The organism is Pseudoalteromonas sp. SR41-8, assembly GCF_014163915.1.
GTDB lineage: Bacteria > Pseudomonadota > Gammaproteobacteria > Enterobacterales > Alteromonadaceae > Pseudoalteromonas > Pseudoalteromonas rhizosphaerae.
In genome coordinates this window covers 1-25,540 of sequence record NZ_JACJEE010000047.1, presented here as the reverse complement: position 1 = coordinate 25,540, position 25,540 = coordinate 1, and the positions used below count along the sequence as shown (strand labels likewise).

Genomic DNA, 25,540 nt, shown 5'->3' with positions numbered 1-25,540 from the left:
GCTTACCGCTTACCGCTTACCGCTTACCGCTTACCGCTTACCGCTTTTTTTAACTTTTTCTGTGCGCGCTTTTGTTCTGCTTTCTTAACGTGTTTGCTGATCCACTTGGTCATTTTTACCATTAATGCTGGCGGGAAGTCATGGCCCATACCGTTTACTATCTTTAATTTAGCCTTCCTGATTTGGGCTGCGGTTTGCTTTCCAGCGGCTATTGGCATGACAGGGTCTAAACTGCCATGTATGACGAGGGTTGGGGCTTTTATTTTCGGCATTAAATGTTGCCGGCAATCACTGGCAGTAATAGCGGCAAGTTGTCGGTTAAAGCCTTGCGGGTTGTGTGCTCTATCCACTCCTAGGGTAGCTTGTTTACGCAAAGCTAGTTCATCTTGTGGATAGGCTGGGCTGCCAATTAATTGATTTAGCCTTATATTATAATGTATAGCACCATCACGACTGGCTTGGGCGCGACGATGTTTTGCAAGCTGTAAAAATAGCTTTAAATTAGACGCCGATAGCTTAGGTTTACTCGAACTTGACATAATTGAGGTTAAGCTCAAGACCTTTTTTTTATGTTTAGCTGCGATAATTTGTGCAATCATGCCGCCCATAGATGCACCGACTAAATGCGCTTTTTTGATTTTTAATTCGGCCATTAATTCTAATACATCATTTGCCATATCATCTAAGGTGTATGGGATGCGGGATTTAATAGGTAACCGTTTATTTAGCCATATTTTGAATAGGTTAGGGCTACCAAATTGTTCAAGTTGGCTTGAAAGACCAGTATCGCGGTTATCAAAACGGATGGCTCTAAACCCTTTAGCTACTAAGCCAAAATAGAGTTCATCAGGCCATACTGTTAGCTGCGCTCCAAGGCCCATAATCATAATGATGACAGGCGCTGATTTTTTTCCTTTATCTTGATAGCTAATTGTAATGCCACTTTTAATTTTAATCGTGCGCATATTACGTTATGTTGATAGCTTATTTAGCGACTTATGCAAAACAGTATAGTTAAAACTCAGTAATCCTTCATGAGTAGAAATATGAATTTTTTATATCAGAATGAGAGCCGTTTTTTAATACGTTTAACCTTCAGCATGTTTTCGCAGTTCTGCTAGCATGCTTTCATTGCCAATCATTTCATCAAGTACAGAGCGGACATTATCATCACTAGTGTGCTGGTAAAGTGATAAAATATGCTGGGCAATTTGTTGGCTATTGCCATCTTCTGAGCTTTGCGATTGATAGTATTGCGATATCAATCCTTGCCCCGCTAAACGGCGAATATAATCGTTAGACTCATGCTGCAGTAGTGAAGTAAAGCGCTCAGTCAGGCGTTGATCGAGTACGGGTGCTTGAGTTATGACTTCAATGGCTTGGATTTTGAATTTCTCATCATCACTATTAGCGGCCAGCTCTAAAATATTATCGACTACCGCAAAGTCATACTCAGGTATTTTTGATTTATTCAAAATATACATATTCATTTGTAGTTGAGTTAGGGCTGCGAGTCTATCGATGTCTGTGGCATTTGGGTCGAGTATTTGCTCTCGTAATTGTGTGGTTATTTTTTTCGCATAGTCAGAGTCTGACTTTATGCGTAGTTCATAGTCTTGTGGTAAGTCGGCATAAAAACCGTAAAGTGGGTTGCTTTCACGCATTTCATCTATTTCTTGCTGTTCTTTTTCCGTCAGTACAGCAAGCACCAACTCCTTAAAGTCATCGTTATTATATTCTTGATCTATAGAAGTATTTTTTATTTTTAGGCTGGTAACTTGTCGCTGTAAAGATATTATTTTGTTATGCAATTGGGTAACTGAAAGTTCGTTGCTGTCATTATTCAGTGGCATATTAGTAACAATGATCGATGACTGTTCAGTGCTACTTTTGTCGTTAGGTAAACTCACTGATTTGAAAAATGTACCGTAACACGAGACCACAAGTGCGGCTGAGGCAAGGGCTATTGCGACTGATCCTTTACTAATAGGCATGTGGTGGAGGCTCCATATTTGAAAAGGCGTAATTTACCGCTTTTGGGGCTATAAGTCTGTTAAAAGATGTAGAAAGTTAAGTGTGCTTCAGCGTATTATAATTTATTCGCTAAGTATGATTGATAACGAAGATTAATTTTATTTTTAATTAAGCAAGGAGACTCTTCTCTTTGCAAACATCATGTTGTTTGGTCGTTGTATACAGCACGGAAAAGAAAAATATGAATATACTTAAGTGGTTTTTTATTGCGTTGTTTTTGCTCCTATCGGGGTGCGCAACAAAGCAAGAAAAGGTTAAAAAAGACAGTGTCAAAAAAGCAACCCTCAGCATCGCAGAAAATCGCAAACCGCTTGGTAAAGTTGGTGTGATTACGCTGATTGGTGATAACTTACTTTGTACGCATACAGGGGTTACGGTATTCAGCAATGAACGGCAGTTGTATGCGCTCCCTACGGATTTAAATGAGCTGCTAACGCAGCGGATAATTGCGCGCTTTGCTGGTTTTGATACCACATTAGTGCCGTTAAATAAGCAATCTATGTCGATCATTAATACTGATGTAGGCGTCTCGCGATGGAGCAACATTGAGTTTAATAATCAACAAAATGTAGACACGGTTTTGATTTTCAGTGGCGCGTTTAAATATAGATCTAAAGACGGTTATTATAAAGATGAAAATGCGCTTCATACCTATGCTGAGTTTTTTGTATATGATGTGTCTTCAGGTGATTTACTAGCTGAGTCAACGCATTACCAGTACAACTTGTTTGACGCGTTTAGCTGTACACAAAGCACATTTGCGACAACAGGAGCGATGTATGAGTTGATAAAAATGGCAGGGGCCACGTCTCAAGAGAAATTGATAAATGAGATTTTTCAGCCATCAAAGAGTAATTAGGCCCTGAACCTCAGGACCTAATTATTTATCAATTAATGTTTTTTTGCATACTGTTCGGCTTGTTGCCATACGCGCAGCACATTGCCACTGAGGATTTTTTTGATATCTTTGTCACTGTAACCACGATCCATTAATCCTTGCACTAGGTTCGGGTAGCTAGATACATCTTTTAAGCCTACTGGCAGTGAATCGCCAACACCATCGTAATCAGAGCCGATGCCAACATAATCGATACCAATTAGCTCAACAACGTGATCGATATGCTCAAGTACTTGCTCAAGACTCGCAAATGGATACGGGTTTTTAGCACGATACGCGGCATCAAAATCTTGACTTAATTTAGTGCCTTCTTTTTTGGCCGACTCTTTTTTACTCTTTAACTGCTTGCCCCAATCACCTGCTTTAGCGGTTACAAAGCTTGAACCAAAGTTTATTTGAATAACCCCGCCGTTCTTTTTTAGTGCTAGTAGCATATCGTCATCCATATTACGCTCAAAACCAGGCGTATATTTGCGCAGTGATGAGTGTGAGGCAATAACCGGTGTTTTAGATAGCTCCATTACTTGATAAAACGCATCATCTGAAATATGTGAAACATCAATCAGCATGCCGATATTGTTCATCTCAGTAACCAGTTTTTTACCAAATGGGCTTAGACCTTTCCATTTACGGCGAATATCATAAGATGAATCTGAAATATGGTTGCTTTGTGAATGAGCAAGGGTGATATAGCGTACACCACGATCAAAAAAGTGCTGTAGGTTTGCCATGTCACCTTCAATTGGTGAGCCGTTTTCCATCCCCATTGCTATCGACATTTTGCCTTGTTTAAACTGCTTTTTAATATCATTCGTTGAATCGGCAATAGCAAATTTGTCAGGGGCGCGCTGGGCAATTGCTTCCATACTATCAATGAGTTGATTTGCTAGCTGAAAGCTTTTACCTTTCCCTTCAAACTCCAAATGCGCAGGAATATAAATCGACATAAATGGCGCATTTAAGCCACCTTTAACTGCGCGTGGGTAGTCAAAATCACCGTCATCAGTGGCTTTAGTAACATCAGCCCATTTAGCATGAATACGGTACGGCACATCGATATGAGTATCGATTAAAATAGTGTCTTTGGTGAGTTTAATTGCTTTAGCTGATGCGCTAATGTCTGCACCTTGCACTTGGCTTGATAAAGCAAGTGCAACGGCAATAACTACTGAGCTTAGTTTTATCATTTTTAATGGCTCTTTTAGTAAAAAAGCCATTGTCTATTTTTACAACTAGGGTTACAAGTTTACTCGTTAAATTGTGTTTCACTTTGCAGTGCTTTAAATTCACCTTTAGAAATAATAGTAACTGATTCGTGCAGTTCTGAAAAAAACACCATGGCATCGCCATTTTGTAGTTGTTGTTTTACTTGCGCCACTTTACTTTCAATACTGAATTCTTGCTCACCGTAATCGGTGCCTTCACGTAGCACATAACTTTCAATTAAATTGTATAGAGTGTCTTTATCTAGTTGCTCATGGGGAATGATCATAGCTGCTCTTTTTTGACGATTTGGGTGAAGAAATCTGGCACTACATGCTCTAACCAATAAATCGGTTTAAATGGATTTTTTCCACTTATAAAGCCAACATGGCCGCCTTTTTCTGAGACTTGCAGCGTAACATGCTCACTAACATCTTGCCTACTGGGTACAGCTTTAATTGACAGCATTGGGTCGTCTTTCGCATGAACAATTAATGTGGGTGTTGTAATGTGTTTTAAATAAGGCTTAGCGCTGGCTTGTTGATAGTAATCTTCAGCACCAATAAAACCATGTAAAGGAGCTGTCAGTTTATCGTCAAACTGCCATAAATCATCAATTTCCATTAGCTGATCTGGTGTTAAATCAATCTGTTTTGTGATTTGCGGTAATTTACGCTGCATCGATTTTTTCATGCGATCGAGTAAATACTTTTGATAAATCTTAGCCAAACTTTTACGAATAACTTGGCATGATGGCGACAAATCATAAGGAGCTGAAACAACCGCCGCGCCATCAAGTAAACATTGTTCGCCTTGTTCACCTAAGTATTTGGCCAGTACGTTACCGCCGAGTGAAAAGCCAACTGCAACCATCAAGCGATCTGGAAACTGCTGCTTAAGCTGCTTTATAAAAAAATTGAGATCGCCGGTTTCGCCACTATGATATGCACGGGGTAGGCGGTTAACTTCAGTAGAACAGTTACGAAAATGCATTAAAACAACACTAAAACCCTGTTTTTTGAGGGCTTTCATCATGCCTTTGGCGTAAAAGCTATTGATATTACCTTCCAGGCCATGCAATACAATTGCCAGCGGCGCGTTATCGTTTTTGGGTTGTGACCAAGCGAGCTCTAAAAAATCGCCGTCGGGAGTATCAAGCTGCTCTAATTGGTAGCGAGTATTATGAAAAGGCCGAAAAAACCGTGGCATAATGGTTTGCACATGGCGATTAGTCATCCACCAAGCTGGCTTGAAATCTGTAGACATAAGTTAAAACATGTTTAGCTAATAGAATCGCTAGTGTAACAAACTTTTAATAATAAAAAGCCCCTAATCAAATAACTTGATAGGGGCTTTGTGCGTCGTGCTTAATTCTGATTGGGTGTTTTGTCGTCATGTACTTTTTTGATAAAAAAGTACACAAAGAAAAGGCATAAACTGATCACTACTCCCAGAAAACCAAATGATAAAAATAGTACTGGGTCACTAAAAAAGTCTCTGAAGAATACGTCCATAAATGCCTCCTAATGTCTATGGATTAATGATAGAGACAGTTTGACTAGGTTGTTATGATCCAGATCAAGCTATTTTCCTAAGTTGATTAGCAGTGATACAGAAGTTGATTTGGATCAAATCAGTTAGCGAGTTTGCAAGGAGAAAGGTTAAAGTGGCAAAGCTCTAGGGAGTTTGCGGGCCATTATTAATGAAAAAACTGGAAAGCTAACAGTCTTTGCATTTTTATTTTAAACTGTATTGGTTATAAAAACTGTAATACAGGGGGAGATCTTGAGGGTTACACGGATAGTTAAATACACTTTAGTGATGGCATTTTTTTATGTAAGTTTAGGTTTCTTAACATCACAAGTTATCAATATGATTGCGAGACTAACCTTTGAAGACTTTTTCGTAATCCAGTTAATCCCCTCAGCTTTCTTATCCATATTCATGTATGGGGTTATGGCTTACAGAAGTTCAAGCCATAATTGGCAATATGCATGTGCAGTTTATGTGTTGGGGTTTTTATTTAGCACTGCGATCACTTCGTTTATTTTGCAAGAGTTGTTTATCCCGCCAACTTTAGCTTTTGAGCTACCTATTTTACTTTTAAGTACAGTTATAGGAACATTAATAGGTATCAGGTTGAGAACCAAAAATAACAACAAGCCTACAGCCGCGGAATTCAAGCGCTAAAGCACGACCTACACAAGCGCTAGTATATTTTACTGGCTTTTCTTTAAAGCGTAGCGCCTCGAAACCCTCATTGTGGATAAATCACTTTAAAATTTTGTACAAAAAAATACAGTGAGACAGATAAAAATATATTCGCAGTTAAAGCTGGCTCCTACAGGTATGAATATCCGTGGGCAATGGTTTTAGACATGATTGCCCTAACTATATCCCAAACACAAGTTCGCACCGAGCTGCTTACAGCTTAAGCAAATACAACCTAATATTATTCGGCTCCGGATGCGTAGCTAATCTAAATTTATTTACCGCATCTATCAACATCTCTTGCTGTTGCTTTTCTAGCTTTAACTCGGCGCTGAGTAGGTCTTTACGAATTGCAGCGTAATCTGCAATCTCGGTGTGGTTGGTTTTTAAATAGCCGCGGGCGGCACGCAGCGGTTGTAATACCTGCTGATCAAATTCACTAATACATTGCTCAAGTTTGTTTAACTGAGTTTGGCTAATTGCTAGATTGAGAGAGTCTAAATAATACAGTAGCAGGCACAGGTTAACGTTTTTACCTTGCTGGTTTTGGTAATCTAACAGGCGTGCTTGCATGTCACCTTCACTGTAAAGGCGACATGCAAATTGCCAAAAATCTCTGCTATTGAGCAAGTTCATTGGCAAACGCTTGTTCTTTTTCTTCCATCTCTTCAAGGGCCATTAATAGCTCCTCTTCGATGTCATTTACTTTCGGTGTTAACGTCGCTTGTTTAGCTAGTAATTCTTTGAGTTTTGCTTTGTTGTCATCGTTATAAAGCTCGTTATCGCCAAGTGCTTGTTCGATTTCAGCTAATTCGGCTGAGTGTTTATCAAGTTGCTTTTCAAGCTTTTCGATGTGCTTTTTAAGTGGTTGTGTGGCTTTTCTAAACTCTGCTTCTAGGCGTTTTTGCTCTTTACGGTTAACGCTTGAATTTGCTTTTGGTTCATTGTCATCTTGAGTGGTTTTTGCCGCTTCTTTATTAGCGTTAAGTAGCCATTGATAGTATTCGTCTAAGTCGTAGCCAAACTGGGTTACTTCACCGTTATCCACTAAGTAATATTCGTCGGCGGTATTTTTTAGCATGTGACGGTCATGGGAAACGGTAACCATCGCGCCTTCAAACCCTTGCAACGCCATTACTAAAGCATGACGCATTTCTAAATCAAGGTGGTTGGTTGGCTCATCGAGCAGTAATAAGTTTGGTTTTTGATAGACCAACATTGCGAGTACTAATCGGGCTTTTTCACCCCCTGAAAACGGTGCTACGGGCTCAAGGGCTTTATCACCAATAAAGGCAAAACCACCTAAAAAGTCACGCAGTGATTGCTCGGTGGCTTTAGGATTTAAACGCTGCAAATGGGTAATCGCGCTGGCTTTTAAATCTAGCGATTCCAATTGATGCTGAGCAAAGTAACCTATGTTTAAGCCCTGATGTTGGAATACTTCGCCTGCTTGCGGTTGTAAGTCGCCAGACAATAACTTTATTAAGGTTGATTTACCTGCGCCGTTACGGCCAAGTAGGGCAATGCGACTACCAGGGACTAAGTTAAGTTTAATACTATTTAATATTGTGACATCGCCATAGCCGGCTTGAGCTTTATCGAGTGTCATCAATGGGTTTGGTAGTGCGGTAGGCTCTGCAAATTCAAAGTCAAAGGGCGAATCAGCATGAGCTGGTGCGAGCTTTTCCATACGTTCAAGCGCTTTAACGCGGCTTTGTGCTTGTTTGGCTTTACTGGCTTTGGCTTTAAAGCGGGTAATAAATTGCTCAAGGTGGGCAATTTGATCTTGTTGTTTTTCAAACATCGCTTGTTGTTGTAATAAACGCTCTGCTTTTTGGCGTTCAAATTGCGAGTAGTTGCCTTTGTAAACATTGATCTTTTGCTTGTCGATATGCCAAATTTGGTCAACTACAGCATCGAGGAATTCACGGTCATGCGATATCAACACTAAAGTACCGGTGTAAGCGCGTAAAAAACGCTCCAGCCAGTACACCGCATCTAAATCCAAGTGGTTAGTTGGCTCATCCAGTAGCAGCAAGTCGGCATCACGAATCAGCGCTTGGGCAAGGTTTAAGCGCATTCGCCAACCACCGGAAAAATCACTAACGGGGTTTTCAATTTGGTTATTTGCAAACCCTAACCCGTGAAGTAACTCGCCGGCTTTGGCTTCTATGCTATAGCCTTTAATGTGCTCAAGTTGTATGTGCACTTTGGCTTGGGTATCGCCATCATTATTTTGTTCGGCTTCGCGCAGCGCAATACGCATGGCGTAATACTCAGGATGACCTTGTAATACATAATCAATTGCGCTGATATCTAGCGCTGGCGTTTCTTGTTTTACCGAGGCGATAGACCAGTCTTTAGGGATACTGCAATTACCTGCATCAAGCTGTAGTTCAGATTTCAATAAACTAAAGAGTGTTGATTTACCGCAGCCATTGGCGCCAACTAGGCCAACTTTGTGTTCTGGAAATAATGTAGCTGAGGCATCTTTAAGGAGTGCTTTACCGCCGCGAAGTAATTCAATTTCTGAGATCTGGATCATGTAGTCTGCGCTTTACTGTGCCTTTGTGAACTTGACGCTATCATAGCACGGAAGCTGGACTATATTTCAATCGTCAGCGTATCAACTGGGTAGTTATTGGGTTAAAATGTAGCAAGTTTCTTTTCAAACTGTGGGAAAACGTAGTGAAACAGAAAAAACGATTTATTGCTGGGGCAACCTGTCCAGAGTGTAAAACCATGGATATGATGATGCTTTACAAAGAGCACGATGTAGAGAAAGTCGAATGCATGCAGTGCGGCCATAAAATGGCACAGCCAGAGCAGGCTGTTCAGGCATCAACACGCCAATTTGAACAAGTCATTGGCGTGTTTAAACCGGGCGATTAAGCGCCCGCAACCATCAATAGTGTGGCGGCGGAGGCTCTGGCGTGTCTGACATCATCATAGATGATGATTGCGACTCTTTAATTTTTTCAGCCAGTAGCTCTGTTTGGCGCTTCATTTTTGCCAACAGCTGCTGGTGCACTTTTATTTCATCATTTAAAATTTCAATCGTTTCGTCTTGAAAAGCCACTTTGGCTTCAAGTTCTGTTAAGCGATGTTCAATTGTGTTCATTTTTTTCTCGTCTAGTAAAGCGCTCAGCGATCCCACTGGAGCTTTCGGTTAACAACGCAGTATCGTTGTCAGTAAAAGCGACATCAAGTACCACTGCTGATTTTGGTCTACTGCCTTCTCGCGGTGTTACATGCCAACTTTGAATTTGTTCACCACTGGATAATTGCCATAGGTCCACTAAGCGGTTAGGTGAGCCTGTTGCCAGCAAGGTGCCTGCTTCATTAAAGCGTACCGCAGTGAAAATTCTCTGGCGGGCAATATACTGCAGTTTACTAACAAGATCACCAGTTGTCAGCTGCCATACATGTGCTTGTGTCATACTGTCTGCGGTAAATGCATAGCGACCTTGCGGATCTAAGGTCACTTGGGTGACACGACTTGGATGATTAAAGCGATGGATCACTTGTCCGGAACGAGTATCCCAAAAGTACGCCGCATAATCGTTGGAGCCACTGAGAGCAAAATTTCCGTTGGGCGATAAAGCAACTGCGTTAATTTTTTCTTGGTGGCCAAGGAACTCAATGCGTCTACCGGTCTCTAAGTCGAGGTAAACAACAACGCCATCGCTACGACCGTACAAAACACTGCGGCCTTGGTTACTAATGGCGATATCACGAATAGTGGCGGTTTTTATTTTGTAGTAGCCGGTATTTTTGCCAGTGGCAATATCCCATACTGCAAAAGTGGTTTTTTCAGCGGTAACAGCGTGGCTGTTGTCATAAGCGATAGCCACGGTATGTACTAGGCTATCGGCGTCTTGTTGCTGAAACCATTGGTATTTTAGTACTTGCTGTTGATTATCCCATAGGGCGACCCCATGGTGTATAGATGAGATCAGGCTGTATTTGCCATCATGAGATATTGCGGAGGCGAACGCGCCTCTGGCTGCATGCTCATAGCTTGCAGTGGCTTGGTCTTTTTGTTCTGAGCAGGCAATCAGCAAGGTGCAGCACAGAAGATACAAAAAAGTACGAAATATCGACATATTACAGCTATTTCCCCTTAACTCTTAGTGATTGAGAGGTTAGACTAGGGCTCGTGAAAGCCTAGGTTGTTTATCTAATTAACGTGAAAGTGAGCGTATAGCCTACAATCAGAAATTAGATAAGTAGCCTACCATGGGCCGTTAACCTTTAACTAGTAATAATACAATAAATGACATCTGCAAAGTGTGTCGGAGATTTAAAATGAAAAAGACGATTAAATTGTCATTGATTGCAGCGTCAGTTTTAGCGCTAACAGCTTGTAATCAAGAAGCAAAACAAGAACAAGCACCTGTTAAACTTGAAACTGAAGTACAACAACAAGCATACGGTATTGGTGCATCTGTTGGTAACTTTTTAAATAAAGATTTAGCTGATAAAAAAGAGTTAGGCATTGAGCTTGACCAAGCATTATTAATTCGTGGTTTTGAAGATGCCCTTGCTGGCGAGGCAAAAATTGACGAAGAGAAAATTCGTGAAGTATTAACTGCACTTGATACGTCAGTACGTACTAAGCAAGAGCAACATGCCAAAGTAGAAGCTGAAAAAAGCCAAGCTGAAGGTGAAAAATACCTAGCTGATAACGCTAAGAAAGAAGGCGTAACAGTAACTGAATCAGGCCTACAGTACGAAGTGATCACTCAAGGTGATGGTGAAATGCCAGTAGCAACTGACGTGGTTAAAGTACACTACAAAGGCACACTACTTGACGGTACTGAATTTGATAGTTCGTATGCTCGTAACGAACCAACGACTTTCCCACTTAACCGCGTAATCGCTGGTTGGACTGAAGGTTTACAACTTATGCCTGTAGGTTCTAAGTATAAGTTTACTATTCCAGCAGAACTAGCATACGGCGACCGTGACTTAGGTAAGATCCCAGCTAACTCAACACTTGTTTTTGAAGTTGAATTACTTGAAATTCAAAATGAAGAGCAAGCAGCAGCTGCAGAGTAATTATTTATTCTGTGCGAGAAGGGGGCTAATTAGCCCCTTTTTTTGTTGCTAAAATCTTAGCTAAAGGCGGTTTCTTTCATAGTCAACGTACCTGTATCAGCATTGAGTTCGATTTGCGTACCGACCGGTAATATGAACTGTCGTTTTATATGGCCAATCATCGCCCCTCGGTAGGCAGGGATAGCCAGCGGTTTTATATAATCTGCAAAAATTTCATCTAGCGTCAATGAGCCATAGCCATTTCCCGGGCTGCAATCGTTACAGTCACCAAATACAAACCCCGCTATTTTGTCCAGTGCACCCATTAGTTTTAAAGTGCTGAGCATGCGGTCAATCCGATAAGGTGCTTCATCAATGTCTTCTAAAAATAAAATAGCCCCGTCAAATTGTGGTAAATAAGTTGAGCCAGCCAGCGCTGTTAGTACAGTTAAATTACCGCCGATAAGTTGTCCAGTCGCTTTACCTGGTGTGATGGTTTGGGTGAGGTATTGGCTATTAACCAATTCATCCTCGGCTTTTGGCAAGTTGCTAAAGTGCATGCGGGTTTGTTGCTCAAACATTTGTTTAAATTGTTTAACATGAAATGGATTCCAATCACTAGAGGCGTTAGGTCCATGAAAACTAACAATACCGGCTTTAGCTAGTAACGCGTTATGAAGTGCGGTGATATCTGAGTAGCCCATCAGCGGTTTGGCGTTAGCACGGATCATTGCATAATCCAGTAGGGGTAAAATACGTGCCGCCCCAGAGCCACCTCGTAAGCAAAAAATAGCATCAACACTGCTGTCGTTAAACAGCGCATTAAGATCGTCTGCACGTTGTGTATCAGTGCCCGCAAGGTGGCCACGTCTAGCCATAATATTAGGTGCTAACTTAGCATTATAACCAAGCGCTTCAATTACTTGCTTAGCTAAAATAATGTCTTTTTGATTTGCTGTTGCTGCTGATGGGCTAGCTACACCAATTGTGCCTCTGCTTGGTAAGGCGTTCGGCTTTTTTAAACTTAGTGCAGTTTGACTTGATAGGTTAGCTGCTTGAGCGCTATTGCCTGCGAGTAACCCTGCACTGAGGAGTGATACAGATTTCAAAAATGTACGTTTATTCATGGCGAGCCTTTGTAGTTTTAATGCACAATAAGGCTATAATTACATCATTGAAATATAAATTTCAATTTTATGGGGTGTTATGGGAATATTAAATTTATAGATGGGTAAGAAAAGACTTAAAGTAAACAGCAAACAAGGAGCTTAGCTCCTTGTAACGTAATAATTGTGTGTATTATCTAGGTGTGATTAGAATATAAATTATCAATCAACTCATCTTCTAACTCAAAACGCAGCTCAAGTGTTTCACCAAGTTTTGATAAGTCGTCATCAAAATCATTGAGTAAATCTTCTTTATCCACCTCTGCATATTTGTCATTAAAATCAAGTGCAATGTCAGTAGTTTGCGAAATTCGTGGATAAAGTTCATTGGCAAGCTGCTGGCTGTTAGGGCCTTTTTGCTCACATGCCTTGGCAATGTCGTCATACACTTCAAAGTGACCAGCAGATAAATAATCCATCAATAGTTGGCAAAAATTTTGGATCTGTAATTGGTCAGGTAAGGCATGGTCTTTTTTATCATACGGTGAAAAGCCAGCAATACGACAATATAAAACTAATAGTTCTTGGCGTTCTGAGAGCCATTTGTCGATCACGGTGTGGCTACCACCCCATTTTTGTTGAGCTTTTTCCAAACGCGTCAGCATTATCATTCTCCTTAGCTGGGTTGGTTTCTTCTATAACAATGAAATATGCCGCAAAGATCAACACATTTTTTTTATAATTTTGTAATAAAACAAGAACTATATGATATATAAACAGTTTTTTTAATAAAATACAAATCGTTTATATTGTTTCAGGCAAGAAAAAACCACCATAAAGGTGGTTAATTTCTTTTTCCATGACTTGTTTAAACAAGCTTTCTTATTGTTATTAGAAGATTTTTATTTTTATTGTTATGTAATTTTTATTGTTTTTATTGTTAACGCGGGACAAGTTATACCAAGGTTTTTACTATGTTGCAAACATATTAATAAAAAATTTCAAATGTTATTGTTTGTTGTATTAATTTTGTACCAAGCAAGCATCTTAAAATAGATTATTAATCTGTATCAATACTAAGGTTAATTAGTGCCATAGCGATAGAGAGGTGTGCGATATGGTGATACAATCTGCGCAATATCTATCAGCTTTAGGATCCTTTACGCTATGAGCGAATTAAAAAACGACCGTTATTTACGTGCACTACAAAAACAGCCAGTTGATGTGACTCCGGTATGGATGATGCGCCAAGCAGGGCGTTACTTACCAGAATACCGCGCAACTCGTGCACAAGCGGGCGATTTTATGAGCCTGTGTAAAAATGCTGAGCTCGCTTGTGAAGTAACATTACAGCCGCTGCGTCGTTACCCATTAGATGCCGCTATTTTATTTAGTGATATTTTAACGATTCCAGATGCGATGGGCTTAGGTTTGTATTTTGAAACCGGTGAAGGTCCTAAATTTGAGCGTCCAATTTCATCACTTGCTGATGTACAAAAAATTCCAAAGCTCGATCCAACAGATGAGCTTGGTTATGTTATGAATGCCGTAAGCACGATCCGTCGTGAACTAAAAGGCGAAGTACCGCTAATTGGTTTCTCGGGTTCACCTTGGACACTTGCTACTTATATGGTTGAAGGCGGGAGCAGCAAGACCTTTGGTAAAATCAAAAAAATGGCGTTTGCTGAGCCAAAAACACTGCATTTGTTACTTGATAAGCTTGCTGATTCAGTGATCGATTACTTAAATGCACAAATTAAAGCCGGTGCGCAGTCTCTAATGGTGTTTGACTCATGGGGCGGTGTATTGAGCCCGCGTGATTATAAAGAGTTCTCATTGCAGTACATGCACAAAATCGTTGATGGTTTAATTCGTGAATACGATGGCCGCAAAGTGCCCGTTACGTTATTTACTAAAAATGGTGGTCAATGGATTGAAGCGATAGCAGCAACGGGGTGTGATGCAATTGGTCTCGATTGGACAATTAATATTAGCGATGCTAAGCGCCGTGTCGGCGACAAAGTAGCTCTGCAAGGTAATATGGATCCATCAATGTTACATGGCACACCAGATCGTATTCGCCAAGAAGTAGCGACTATCCTTGAAGATTTTGGCACAGGTGAAGGTCATGTATTTAACTTAGGCCATGGTATTACGCCTGATGTTGATCCTGAAAACGCGGGTGTATTTATTAATGCCGTACATGAGTTTAGTGCGCAATATCATAAGTAACTGCAGCTGTAACAAGCACTGTCATTTATAATCAAAAAAGCCCGCTTATCAGTAAGCGGGCTTTTTATTAGCTGTCTCAACGTGTTTATTTAAACAGTCGATTCAAACCATTTAACGCCGCAACACGATAGGCTTCAGCCATAGTTGGGTAGTTAAAGGTGGTATTTACAAAGTAATCAATATTATTGCCGCCATTTTTTTGTTCCATAATGGCTTGGCCAATGTGCACGATTTCAGAGGCACGCTCGCCAAAACAATGCACACCCAGTACTTCTTTGGTTTCAGTGTGGAATAATATTTTTAAACTACCCACTTCGGTACCAGCAATCTGTGCTCGCGCTAAATGTTTAAATTGAGCTCTGCCGACTTCATAAGGGATTTTCGCGGCGGTTAACTGCTGCTCTGTTTTACCTACTGAGCTCATTTCAGGGATGGTATAAATACCTGCCGGAATATCAATAATTAGTTTTTCATCGCAATTACCACAGGCAATTGCATCGGCAGCAATTCGACCCTGATCAAACGCTGCACTAGCAAGACTTGGGTAGCCAATGACATCACCAACGGCATAAATGTTATCGACCTCAGTTTGGTAAGTTTCATTAACTTTTAACTGCCCGCGGCCATCAGCTTTTAAGCCAACCGCTTCAAGGTTAAGTCCGTCAGTGTTGCCGGTGCGACCATTGGCAAATAAAATACAGTCAGCTTTAACGCGTTTTCCTGATTTTAAATGCATAACAACGCAATCATCACGGGTTTCAATGCGGTCAAATTCTTCGTTATGGCGGATCACAATGCCGCTATTCCAAAAGTGATAGCTTAAAGCATCTGAGATTTCAGCATCCATAAAGGCGAGTAAGCGGTCGCGAGTATTAACTAAATCGACTTTTGCACCTAAACCTTTAAAAATAGACGCATACTCACAACCAATAACACCAGCGCCGTAAATAAGTACACGATGAGGGTCATGCTCTAGGCCTAAAATAGTATCGCTGTCGTAAATACGAGAATGGGTAAAGTCGACTTCAGGTGGGCGATAAGGGCGAGAACCTGTAGCAATAACAATGGTTTTAGCAGTTAGTCGTTCGGTTGACCCATCAAGACGTTTAATTTCAATTGTGTGCTTATCAACAAAGCTAGCATCACCTTGAAACATATGAATGCGATTACGATCGTAAAAGCTACTGCGTAAATTTGATTGCTTAGAAATAACCGAGCTGGCGTGGCGCAAAATATCAGGAAACGTTAACCTACTAGGGCGCTCACCCACATTAAACAATGGGTTTGCTTTGTATTCTATGTAGCGGCTAACAGAGTGACGTAGTGCTTTTGAAGGGATAGTACCCCAATGTACGCAACCACCACCAACGGCAGCTTGGCGTTCGATAACGGCCACTTTTTTGTTGCTTTTAGACAGGTTCATGGCGGTACCTTCACCGCCAGGACCTGTGCCTATAATAATTGCATCATATTGAAATGATGGTTGTTCTTGCTTTACTTGTTGTTTGGCCACAGCCACTCCTACATTAACTAAAAGAGGCTTTTAATAACCTCGCATTGAGTGCAAGCCACGCCTGCTTTTGATTTTCCCAGGCTGCTTCCAACTCATGATATTGTGTCATTAAAGCTGATTTTTCGCATTGTTGCAGCATGTTATTCTTTTTAACTTCTAAAACTTGCTTTTTTAGTGCGCAAAAGTGTTGTAGCTTTTTCAGCAATAAATCGTACTCTTGCTGCAATAATGTAAGCTTATCTTGCGCTAAAGGCAATTTCGCTAAACGGTTTTGCGTTCTATTCATTAACGTTTCGGCTTTGGCTTTTTCGATGCGCTCAACCGGCGTACGTTTTAATTTTTTAGCAAGTCCAACAGCCGCAAAAGCGCGGATCATCCATTTTGTGGGATCATAATGAAACCATTTTATGCCATTGCGATAATCACTGGCAAAAATATGATGAAAGTTATGGTAACCCTCGCCATAAGTAAACAAGGCTAGTACCCCGTTATCACGAGCAGTGTTTTTTTCGGTGTAAGGTCGAGAGCCCCAGATATGCGCCACCGAATTAATAAAAAAGGTGAAATGCTGGCTCAATACCAAACGCAACAATCCAGCTAACAACAGCATGCCAATTACATCACCAATTATTAAACCCAGCAAGGCAGGGATACCAATATTAGTTGCTAATACTAATTTCATATAATGACGGTGTTGCCACATCACTATTTTATTGCGTTGTAAATCACGACAATTACTATAATCACCATAACTGTCGCCTTGGTAATCGCGTAACATCCAACCTATGTGGCTATACCAAAAGCCATTAGTTGCTGCATAAGGGTCTTTTACAGGGTCATCAACTTGGCCATGATGAACGCGGTGATCGCTGCTCCAGTGCAGCGCACTATTTTGTAGTGCAAAAGCACCACCTAAAGCAAAAAAGGCTTCTACAACAGGATGAGCGTCGTAAGTTTTATGGGCCCATAAGCGATGGTAGCCTGCGGTAATTGACATACCAGCATAAAACATACAAGCAACAAATGCGATCCAATGACTACTGGTAAAGCCATGGGTAAACCCATACCAAGGCACTAATGTGGCAGCAGCCAAAAAAGTAATACTAAAAAATAGGACATTGGTCCAAATAATCGGTGGTTTTTTCATCTTTTCAAATCTGAGCGTACACTTGTAAGCTAAAATAATATTTCATTCTCTTGCCGTCAAGTATTAGACTGGAGAATTAAGATAAAAATCACCATAAATTGATTTAAATTAAATCAGGAGTAGTTCATGTCGGGTGTTCGCGCGCAACAGAAACAAAAAACACGACAAGCTTTAATTGAAGCGGCATTTAACCAATTAAGCGCCGATCATAGCTTTTCTAATTTAAGTTTACGTGAAGTTGCCCGTGAAGCAGGTATAGCACCAACCTCATTTTACCGCCACTTTAAAGACATGAATGAACTGGGTTTAACCATGGTCGATGAAGCCGGTTTAACGCTGCGCCAGCTAATGCGCCAAGCGCGCCGCCGTATAGCCAGTGGCGGTAGCATTATCACCACCTCGATTGTTACTTTTATGGAGTTTATTGATAACTCCAGTAATCAATTCAGATTATTACTGCGTGAACGCTCCGGCACCTCTAAAGCATTTCGTGCCGCTGTAGCCCGTGAAATTAAACACTTTATTTTAGAGCTTGCTCATTATCTTGAAAGCGAAACCCCGTGCGATGCAACTCATGCGTATATTCAAGCAGAGGCTATGGTCACGCTAGTATTTAATGCCGGTGCTGAAGCATTAGACATAGAAGGGCAACAACGAGAAGAGTTAGTCGATCGTTTAATTTGGCAATTACGTTATATAACGCGTGGCGCTAGTAATTATGTGCGAGAGAATAAAAACACGAGTGAATAATCAGCATAAATGCTTGTAGATTTTTTGTTCCTATTTCTTTATTATTGCAAGCTAAAGTTTATACTCAGAAAATTAAATCTCTGCATTAGAGAAAGCGAGGATGCACATGCTCACCAAGGACGCGGTGAACTTTAAACACGCCCATATTTTTGATGAAATAAAAGATGAAGCAACCGAACCTGTTGTAACGTTTGCGTACGTCAGGCGAGCTGAATTCTTTTTATTACCGAAAAAACTACAACGGCTTATTCAAGATAATCAGTATGGTGTAATTGATAAACACCAAGCCGCACGGCTACGTGATGATCCCCGCAGCCAATTTTGGGCAAATGAAAAAACATGGCGAAAAGTCAGCTACAACACCTATAAAAATACCGCGCAAGGCTTAGCTGTTTATCCAAAAGATCCTGTGAGTACCACTAAGTTTTCGTCATCCGGTGGAGCTAATGCCGCACCTGATTATTCGGCTTCGGAGCATTTTTTAAGTGACTCCAACCAAGCAAACTTCTTAGCAAATCCAGCGCTACTCAATAGCCAGTATGGCGAAGGCCAAGCAAAGTCTATTGCGCAATCAATGCAGCAAAATAGCCGTGCTTTAAAGCCAACAGTTGTTGAAGTTCACTTACCCGCAGTATGTATATATAAGCCTATTTTGCAAAGTACTGTATTGCTAAAAGCGTCGCATCAAGTTAGGCAAAATTTTTCAAACCATCTTTTACAAGCAAGTGAAACTGTAGAGCAGCTCGCCGAGCAATATACCGGCTATAAAAATGCCAATTTGATTTACGACTACAACCTAGGCTTTAGTAACCGCAAACCAGCCAAACCCGGCACTAGCTTACGCGTGCCCGATGGCTGGAAGCTCAATATCGAAGGCTCAAGCAGCAACAGTCGCAGCGTGGTTATTAAGTGGCAAGGGCCAACCAGCGGGCAAGTAACCTTGCAACTCGATAAAAAACGCCCTGACGAAGTATCGTTTTGGCAGCATTTTTTTGCTGTAAAGCCCGGACTTTATAACGTTATTGTCACTGCCAGCGGCGCAGTAGATACCACTACCTTTACCGTTGAACAGCCCGCGTTAGGCTACGAAATTGAATTGCGTGATGAAGTAGGCGAGCCGCAAGCGAATATGGGGTACAAAATTCGCTTACGTAACGGCCATGTTATCACCGGACAGCTCGATCAAAACGGCTACGCCAACGTATCAGGCCCTGATTTTGAAAACGCCAAAGTCAGCTTTTTTGAACTCGCCGATCACGATTGGTCAGTAGGCAACATCACCTAAACGTAGACTTGCTCTGGCGATATTTATATTTAGGGATAAGGATATTTCAATGACACAACAACACACCGTCGCACAAGGCGAAACTCTGCTACGCATAGCACGCCAATATGGTTATAAAACCTCAACCGCCTTGTATAACCCCCCCAGTAATGCCGAATTTAGAGCGCTGCGCCCTGATCCAAACTTAATTTACCCGGGCGATAAAATTACCATACCACCTAAAAAAGAAAAGTTTATGCCGCTGCGCGCCAACAGCCTAAATACGTTTGTTGTACAAAACGAAAAAGAATATTTTCGCTTGCAAATAATTCATGAAGATGGTGATGACATCACTGGCAAACGTATTGTACTCAACATAGGCAGCCAAACTATCGATACCGTTTTACCGAGCGACGGCCTAGTTGAAGTTGAGCTAAATGAGAACGACACGCTCACCGCTCAGGTTGATTTATATCTCAAGGAAGATCAAAGCTCACCCAGTGAAAGTTTTACCGCACAAGTTGGTCATTTAGACCCCATCGATACACTTTCAGGTGTGCAAGCACGTTGTAATTTACTGGGCTTTGATTGCGGTAAGGTAGATGGAATTAATGGCGCAAAAACTAAAGCAGGTGTTAAGGGGTTTCAATTTGTACATGGCTTAGAGGTTGACGCAATAGCAGGGGAAAAAACAAAAGCTAAGTTAAAGCAAGTTTATGGATCTTAATCTAAGGAATAGAATGAATACAGCAAATAATGCCTTACCTATGGCGGTTAATAGTATCAATAAAGTGATAGTTGATACTGAAGTGACACCTATTTATCCCGTGAGATATGCTTATGCCAATTTTTTTGAAGAAACATTACATGAAAATGCGCTACCCACAGATTTAAATACGTTATTACATGCAAGAACGATTAAAGATGGGCAGGGTTATATTATTCGTTTACTGCGTGAGGGGTGGGTTTATCTATTTGATGAAGATAATCCTGCAACAGATTTACTGCATATTTTTAAATATGAAAAACGCAAAAGTGATAAAGGCATAGCGACAGAACATTTTGTTAAGTACAAATTTAAAAATGGTGTCGATGCTTCTCAAGGTATCGAAGTGGATACACATAAAAAGTGTAAGCTTTCTGATGATGGTAGCTATGGTTTTGTATTTGCCAGTAGAGAAGTAAAAAAAGTCTCTATTGTTTATACCGAGCATGAATTAGCAAAGGAAGTACTCGATAAGCTGCAAAGTCAGCAAAGCTTTCGTCGCGAATGCATGCAGTTAATTGACCTTCAAAAAGAAGACGGGCAGGACTTTGTTCCAGCAACAGAAACCAATTTGTGGAAGCTTGTTGAAGATTACAGAGAGCGCAAAGAGCGTTTTTTAAAGTTTCAAGCAAGTACAGAGGCTGATCAAAATGAAATTAGTTTAGATGTACTAACTACGGATGACTCCTACGAGCTTGATGCAAGTTATATTTCCTTACTTATCAATCACACATTGAGGTTTTCTAAAAAATCTAAAATTATTGCGTTATTTGACCCTGTTGGGCGACAAAAAGATATTGCACTTGCCCATGGTCAGCTGTGTATTTTACAGCAAGCCGAATCCGCTCAAAACATTTATCCCTATACAATAGGCGCGTTTGTACAAGCGCTTCGTAGTAGTAAAGACGAAGCCATTAAAGAAGCCTTAGCAGAAAACATCAACTGGCAAGATCATGGCCGCTATTGGCAAGCAATGGATAAACGTCAGCGTACATACTTAGCACGCCAGCAAGAGCTCGTCGATTTGTATAGCGCATTTATGGAAGCTGCGCCGCATCAAAATCAAGTGGGGAGTTTAAATACCTACCTACAAAGTTTTTTTGCAGAGCCCCAACAAGATGCTGAGCAGGAAAATGAATTTGTTAAGGTGTGCGATATCTACACTGATATGTTTGCCGGAATGTTAGCATCAGCACCCGGAAATAAAGCCTTTGAGCAGTTGTTTATTGAAGGAGCTGAACAAGCCGAAAACAATAGTAATACGTCACCAATCGCCATATTTTGGCACTACTTTTTAAGGCCAATTGTTACGCAACCACAAAAGGGCACTGACTTTACTGCTAACACCTTAAGAGCACTAGATAGACTGATGGTGACGATAGCCCCGGTTATCTCTAAGTTATATTCACCTACAAAGGTGAGTTTGGACTACGCAAAAAAACTATTTGGTGTAAGTGCTGGGGCGGGGATTAACTATATCGCCAACAAAGTAGTCCCCGCTATCTTAAACGCATATGGCATACAAATACTCAATAAAACAGTTTCTCTCACTGAGCCACAGCTAGAGAAACTGTTTAACCAAGTCATCAATGGCGCAAACTTAAACCACTACTTACATGTAACTAACCCGCAAACAGCAGAGCGTTATGTCGGCAGTGCTGAGCGCAAAATTAAACTAGGGCAAGCGGCATTTGACTGGGTTGAAGGCGTAAAAGACGCTAAACTCCCCACGCTGATTACCCTATCAGAAATTCAGGTTGATGCTCGTCATTACAATAATTATGAGTTTGTACATAGCCCTTACAGCGAAGCGAGTAAAATTGCGATTCTTGTTGATGGAAGTTTTGCTGGTTTAAGTGCCTTTTTTAATCTTTCAGCAATTAACGACCTAATCCACCAAAATCGATTTGATATAACAAACCCACTAAAAAACCGCTCAACATTTCAATCTGTGATGATATGGACGAGTATACTCTCAGCACTAACGGTTGATATCGCTACCATAGGAAGTGACACACTAAAACTAGGTGTTAAGGTGCAGCCTAAGTTTTTACAACCCCAAGCAATGCAAAAGTTATCATCGCAGGCAACACATTTAAGTAAATCACTAAGTGAGTTTGTTGCGGGTAAAGTCGCGACACGGCTTATTTTAGTGGCGAATGTAGCGGGCGCTGTTAGTTCTGCAATGAGTGCAATTAATGCTTTCAATGTTGGTAGTGACGAAGAAGCCTATGGGCACTTAATCACCATGGCAGGCTCGGCTGCACTAGCAGCACAGGTGATGTTTTTTGGCTCCAGTGCGCTTTATGCTAGCGCTGCTTCAGCTGCTACAATCGGTGGCGCGCCTGTCAGTATATTATTGCTCATAGGCGGTTTAATCGCTATAGGTGCAGGTATTACCATGACATTTTTGTTCGGTAAAAATGATTTAGAACTATTACTAGCAAACTGTTTTTGGGGGAGTGGTAGTAAGTATGCATTTTGGGACATGGATGAAAAAAGAGGATTTATAGATGACCGAATTACCAAGTCTTATGATATTTATGATAGTCGGACTATCGCATCTTCATTCCAAATAGAGTTACAAGAGTTTGAAAATATATTTAACCGGCCAACATTTTCGATTGAAGTGAAAGATGGTAAGTCTTATTACAACTTTACCTTACCTAACTTTAGGGTAGGCATTTCACAGCTTCTCTTTGAAGTAAGAGTTAATAAAAGAGTATTGTCAGATGGCATTATGAAGCCAAATGCTCTCAGTAATAGCATTAGCGACTTTAGCCCATACGTTACTATGCGTGAAGTTGACTTGCCATTAACCCAAAGCTTAAAGCAGCAGTTCAATACCGTAAAACATACCTTGAATTCAGGGCTTGCACAATTTACCTTAACCCTCGAACATGAAAAAGATGTTTTTTTATATTGGTATTATGAGCCATCACCAGGGGTTGTCGTACCAAAGCGTTATTTGGTTGAAAACCAATTAGTTGGTGGGGCCATTATAGGCATGATTGATGATGATTTTATGCCTGAAACACATTAATAAAAGAGATTTCTATGGCTTTGATTAAACACCACTACCCAATACCTTTAGTAAATAAGTTGAAAGCACTGCTTAGCTTTCAACTTACTAAAGAGGCGCCGCCGCCAACACCGATAGTGTATGTAGATGAACATATTTGTAAGCTTAGTAATAATTCAATGAAAGCCCGTAATATGGGGCTGATCCCATTGTTATTAATTGTGTTATTTACTGCATGTTTAAATGCTAATAATATATTAAAAAGCTGGAGTGCAAGAGAGAGAGCAACTATTGATAGTATTGAATTATATAAAAAAAAGTATGGAGAGAATTATTTTAGTAGTACAGAAGTAAACCCAATACACTTAAAGTGGTATAAATTGCTAGATGAAAGTGGTGAGTTGACGTTTAAAAGCTACTTGTATGCTCGTCACAGTAATAAACATACAGCTTATGGAAGTTATTTTTACAAAAAAGACATTTCATTTTTAGTTTTTTACGCTATTACTATTCCACTTTTGTTGTTTTTTATTATTCGTTTTAAGCGTCAAGCGCCGATGGTGTTTGATCGTGATAAACAAATTGTTTACCTCTGGTACAAAGGCAAAGTACGCGCCCAGCACTTTAAAAATTTACGGGTTTATGAAGACTTTCAAATGATGCGTATTCAGACCCGCGGTTTTGATAAACACAACAACATGCAATGGGCTAATTTTATGGTGCAACCTCGTCATAATCCTTATTACAACGGCAAAGATGCGTACGAGCCAGTATTGGCATTTATTTGCCAATTTATGGAATATGGCCGCGAGCATGTAATGCCGCAGTGCAAGCAATGGCAAACCGATGACAAACCCTTTGCATTTTTTGATGATGAAAAACCAAAAGACTTTGCGCAGCAGCTAAATGCGGTGTTAACACATTTATCGGAGAATGATACAGATATCCCGCTTGATAAAGACAATTTACCCATTCCCCCTGTGTGAATAAGGTAAGGGCTGATGGTTTTAGAGCATCTAAAGCGCTTTACAACCACCCAAGCAACGCAGAGTTTAAAGCCCTACGCCCCGATCCTAATTTAATTTACCCGGGCGATAAAATCACTATTCCACCAAAAAAAGAAAAGTTTATACCGCTGCGCACCAATAGTATTAATAGCTTTGTTGTACAAAACGAAAAAGAATATTTTCGCCTGCAAGTGTCGTACGACGACGGCGATGATGTAGCGGGCAAACGCGTAGTACTCAATATTGGTAGCCAAACAATAGATACCGTATTGCAAAGTGATGGGCTTATCGAAGTAGAGCTTAATAATAACGACGCACTTACTGGCAACGTCGATTTATATTTAAAAGCAGGCGAAACCACACCAACTAAAAGCTTTGCGGTACAAATAGGCAATCTAGATCCAATCGACACGCTTTCTGGCGTGCAGGGACGTTGTAATATGTTGGGGTTTAATTGCGGCAAGGTTGATGGCGTCATGGGAGAAAAAACACGCATTGGGGTAAAAGAATTTCAGTACCAACATGAGCTAGATGTAGATGGTATTCCTGGCCCTAAAACCAAAGCAAAATTACAGCAAGTATTTGGGAGTTAGTATGAGTGCCCCGCATAGTATGCCAATGGTAGTTAACAATATAAATCTGTGAACGATTGTTAAGCCCGCTTTTGTATTTTTTTATCAAGTTGATACTAATGCAAAAAATTACGCTAAAGAACAGCTCATGCTGGTAAATAATCAACATAACTGGCAGCAAATAAAACCCATATCACGTGTAATGCCTGAGGGGAACTGGGTTCGTATAGAATTTACCGACATACCCCAAAGCGGCAATTTTGATTTATTACAAGACCCAAACGACGGCCAGCCTACTTACTATATATTTGATAACGTGCCATTCAGCGAGCTTAACAAGCAAACACCAAACACGGTAATAATGGCAGAGATAACAGAAGGGTAAGTGCATTCATTTTGCCTTCATTATAAAAGGTTTTAAATAATGAGTTTGTTTACAGCAATCCAATAAATGGGCTCATTCAGTAAAAGGATAGTTTTTGATGTTTTTTAAAAAATACAGCATGTTTTGCGTGCTCTCTCTTTGTGCCAGCTTGGTACTAGGCGGTTGCTCAGAGCCATCTTCACAAGGCTCTGAGCAGGCAGAGGTTGATGTTGCTAAATACCCATGGGCAAAAGAGCATCAAAACCACCCTGAGTGGCCGATGGAGATACGTGAAGAGGTGTATGGCGATGCAGATACCTTCTCAACCCCGCGGTTAATGTTTTGGAATAAATACAAATACAGTGAGGTACGCACGCTGTGGTCATCTCGTTTAGATGGCTCAGACAGGCG

The 25,540-nt window shown here is 40.7% G+C and carries 24 protein-coding genes and 1 pseudogene; 12 read left to right on the top strand and 13 right to left on the bottom strand.

Features of this window, described 5'->3' with window-relative positions:
- Positions 1-23: 23 nt before the first annotated feature.
- Both H5162_RS20015 and H5162_RS20010 read right to left on the bottom strand, forming a co-directional pair.
- Positions 24-965, bottom strand: coding sequence for an alpha/beta fold hydrolase (locus H5162_RS20015; protein ID WP_182779357.1), 942 nt, complete (start codon positions 963-965; stop codon positions 24-26).
- 123 nt (positions 966-1,088) lie between these two features.
- The gene (locus tag H5162_RS20010) at positions 1,089-1,994 is read right to left on the bottom strand and encodes a hypothetical protein (RefSeq protein WP_145242386.1); all 906 of its coding nucleotides are present in this window, start codon (positions 1,992-1,994) and stop codon (positions 1,089-1,091) included.
- A gap of 221 nt (positions 1,995-2,215) precedes the next feature.
- Between H5162_RS20010 and H5162_RS20005 the strand changes: the two genes are divergently transcribed.
- Entirely contained in the window at positions 2,216-2,893 is a 678-nt protein-coding gene (locus H5162_RS20005; RefSeq protein WP_182735841.1) for a hypothetical protein, read from the top strand.
- A gap of 32 nt (positions 2,894-2,925) precedes the next feature.
- On the opposite strand, the gene H5162_RS20000 is transcribed toward H5162_RS20005, so the two are convergent.
- The 5 genes from H5162_RS20000 to H5162_RS19980 form a co-directional block, all read right to left on the bottom strand.
- A complete protein-coding gene (locus H5162_RS20000) occupies positions 2,926-4,119 on the bottom strand; it encodes a dipeptidase (RefSeq protein ID WP_145242390.1) in 1,194 nt (397 codons plus the stop codon).
- Positions 4,120-4,178: 59 nt separating this feature from the next.
- Complete coding sequence (locus H5162_RS19995) at positions 4,179-4,424, bottom strand: YheU family protein (protein WP_145242392.1); 246 nt, start codon at positions 4,422-4,424, stop codon at positions 4,179-4,181.
- Positions 4,421-5,401 (bottom strand): hydrolase, encoded by a 981-nt coding sequence (locus tag H5162_RS19990; protein WP_182779356.1) that lies wholly within the window; start codon positions 5,399-5,401, stop codon positions 4,421-4,423. The genes H5162_RS19995 and H5162_RS19990 overlap by 4 nt, the downstream gene beginning before the upstream one ends.
- 1,158 nt (positions 5,402-6,559) lie before the next feature.
- Positions 6,560-6,982 carry a TIGR02444 family protein gene (locus H5162_RS19985; RefSeq protein WP_182779355.1) on the bottom strand — a complete coding sequence of 141 codons (423 nt, stop codon included), beginning with the start codon at positions 6,980-6,982 and terminating at the stop codon, positions 6,560-6,562.
- Positions 6,966-8,891, bottom strand: a complete 1,926-nt coding sequence (locus tag H5162_RS19980) for an ATP-binding cassette domain-containing protein (protein WP_182779354.1) — start codon at positions 8,889-8,891, stop codon at positions 6,966-6,968. The genes H5162_RS19985 and H5162_RS19980 overlap by 17 nt, the downstream gene beginning before the upstream one ends.
- A gap of 143 nt (positions 8,892-9,034) precedes the next feature.
- Here H5162_RS19980 and H5162_RS19975 point away from each other — a divergent pair, with 143 nt between their 5' ends.
- Positions 9,035-9,238 (top strand): YheV family putative zinc ribbon protein, encoded by a 204-nt coding sequence (locus H5162_RS19975; protein ID WP_029216159.1) that lies wholly within the window; start codon positions 9,035-9,037, stop codon positions 9,236-9,238.
- A 13-nt stretch (positions 9,239-9,251) separates the two neighbouring features.
- Here the strand turns inward: H5162_RS19975 and H5162_RS19970 are convergent, their stop codons facing one another.
- Positions 9,252-9,467 (bottom strand): SlyX family protein, encoded by a 216-nt coding sequence (locus H5162_RS19970; protein WP_145242400.1) that lies wholly within the window; start codon positions 9,465-9,467, stop codon positions 9,252-9,254.
- Positions 9,454-10,452 (bottom strand): WD40 repeat domain-containing protein, encoded by a 999-nt coding sequence (locus H5162_RS19965; RefSeq protein ID WP_145242402.1) that lies wholly within the window; start codon positions 10,450-10,452, stop codon positions 9,454-9,456. The genes H5162_RS19970 and H5162_RS19965 overlap by 14 nt, the downstream gene beginning before the upstream one ends.
- Positions 10,453-10,654: 202 nt before the next feature.
- Between H5162_RS19965 and fkpA the strand changes: the two genes are divergently transcribed.
- Positions 10,655-11,407, top strand: coding sequence for an FKBP-type peptidyl-prolyl cis-trans isomerase (fkpA, locus tag H5162_RS19960; protein WP_182779353.1), 753 nt, complete (start codon positions 10,655-10,657; stop codon positions 11,405-11,407).
- 56 nt (positions 11,408-11,463) lie between these two features.
- Here fkpA and H5162_RS19955 read toward each other — a convergent pair whose 3' ends face one another.
- Both H5162_RS19955 and rsd read right to left on the bottom strand, forming a co-directional pair.
- Positions 11,464-12,513, bottom strand: coding sequence for an LD-carboxypeptidase (locus H5162_RS19955; RefSeq protein WP_145242406.1), 1,050 nt, complete (start codon positions 12,511-12,513; stop codon positions 11,464-11,466).
- A 176-nt stretch (positions 12,514-12,689) separates the two neighbouring features.
- Positions 12,690-13,157: a sigma D regulator gene (gene rsd / locus H5162_RS19950; protein WP_145242408.1), complete on the bottom strand. Its 468-nt coding sequence runs from the start codon at positions 13,155-13,157 to the stop codon at positions 12,690-12,692.
- 502 nt (positions 13,158-13,659) lie between these two features.
- Here rsd and hemE point away from each other — a divergent pair.
- Positions 13,660-14,724 (top strand): uroporphyrinogen decarboxylase, encoded by a 1,065-nt coding sequence (gene hemE / locus H5162_RS19945; RefSeq protein ID WP_149980407.1) that lies wholly within the window; start codon positions 13,660-13,662, stop codon positions 14,722-14,724.
- A gap of 85 nt (positions 14,725-14,809) precedes the next feature.
- Here the strand turns inward: hemE and sthA are convergent, their stop codons facing one another.
- Positions 14,810-16,237 (bottom strand): Si-specific NAD(P)(+) transhydrogenase, encoded by a 1,428-nt coding sequence (gene sthA, locus H5162_RS19940; RefSeq protein ID WP_145242412.1) that lies wholly within the window; start codon positions 16,235-16,237, stop codon positions 14,810-14,812.
- Between the two features lie 13 nt (positions 16,238-16,250).
- Positions 16,251-17,384: a fatty acid desaturase gene (locus tag H5162_RS19935; RefSeq protein WP_145242414.1), complete on the bottom strand. Its 1,134-nt coding sequence runs from the start codon at positions 17,382-17,384 to the stop codon at positions 16,251-16,253.
- Positions 17,385-17,510: 126 nt separating this feature from the next.
- Between H5162_RS19935 and fabR the strand changes: the two genes are divergently transcribed.
- The 8 genes and pseudogenes from fabR to H5162_RS19895 form a co-directional block, all read left to right on the top strand.
- Positions 17,511-18,134: an HTH-type transcriptional repressor FabR gene (fabR, locus tag H5162_RS19930; protein WP_145242416.1), complete on the top strand. Its 624-nt coding sequence runs from the start codon at positions 17,511-17,513 to the stop codon at positions 18,132-18,134.
- Positions 18,135-18,240: 106 nt separating this feature from the next.
- A complete protein-coding gene (locus tag H5162_RS19925; RefSeq protein ID WP_259398291.1) occupies positions 18,241-19,419 on the top strand; it encodes a hypothetical protein in 1,179 nt (392 codons plus the stop codon).
- Between the two features lie 49 nt (positions 19,420-19,468).
- Positions 19,469-20,125 carry a peptidoglycan-binding protein gene (locus tag H5162_RS19920; RefSeq protein ID WP_182779351.1) on the top strand — a complete coding sequence of 219 codons (657 nt, stop codon included), beginning with the start codon at positions 19,469-19,471 and terminating at the stop codon, positions 20,123-20,125.
- A 13-nt stretch (positions 20,126-20,138) separates the two neighbouring features.
- Positions 20,139-23,207, top strand: coding sequence for a toxin VasX (locus H5162_RS19915; RefSeq protein ID WP_182779350.1), 3,069 nt, complete (start codon positions 20,139-20,141; stop codon positions 23,205-23,207).
- A 14-nt stretch (positions 23,208-23,221) separates the two neighbouring features.
- Complete coding sequence (locus tag H5162_RS19910; protein ID WP_182779349.1) at positions 23,222-24,172, top strand: hypothetical protein; 951 nt, start codon at positions 23,222-23,224, stop codon at positions 24,170-24,172.
- Entirely contained in the window at positions 24,169-24,786 is a 618-nt protein-coding gene (locus H5162_RS21530) for a peptidoglycan-binding protein (RefSeq protein WP_182779348.1), read from the top strand. The genes H5162_RS19910 and H5162_RS21530 overlap by 4 nt, the downstream gene beginning before the upstream one ends.
- 127 nt (positions 24,787-24,913) lie before the next feature.
- Entirely contained in the window at positions 24,914-25,150 is a 237-nt protein-coding gene (locus H5162_RS19900; RefSeq protein WP_259398290.1) for a hypothetical protein, read from the top strand.
- A gap of 97 nt (positions 25,151-25,247) precedes the next feature.
- Positions 25,248-25,540 (top strand): annotated as a pseudogene (locus H5162_RS19895) (hypothetical protein); the annotation flags it as partial.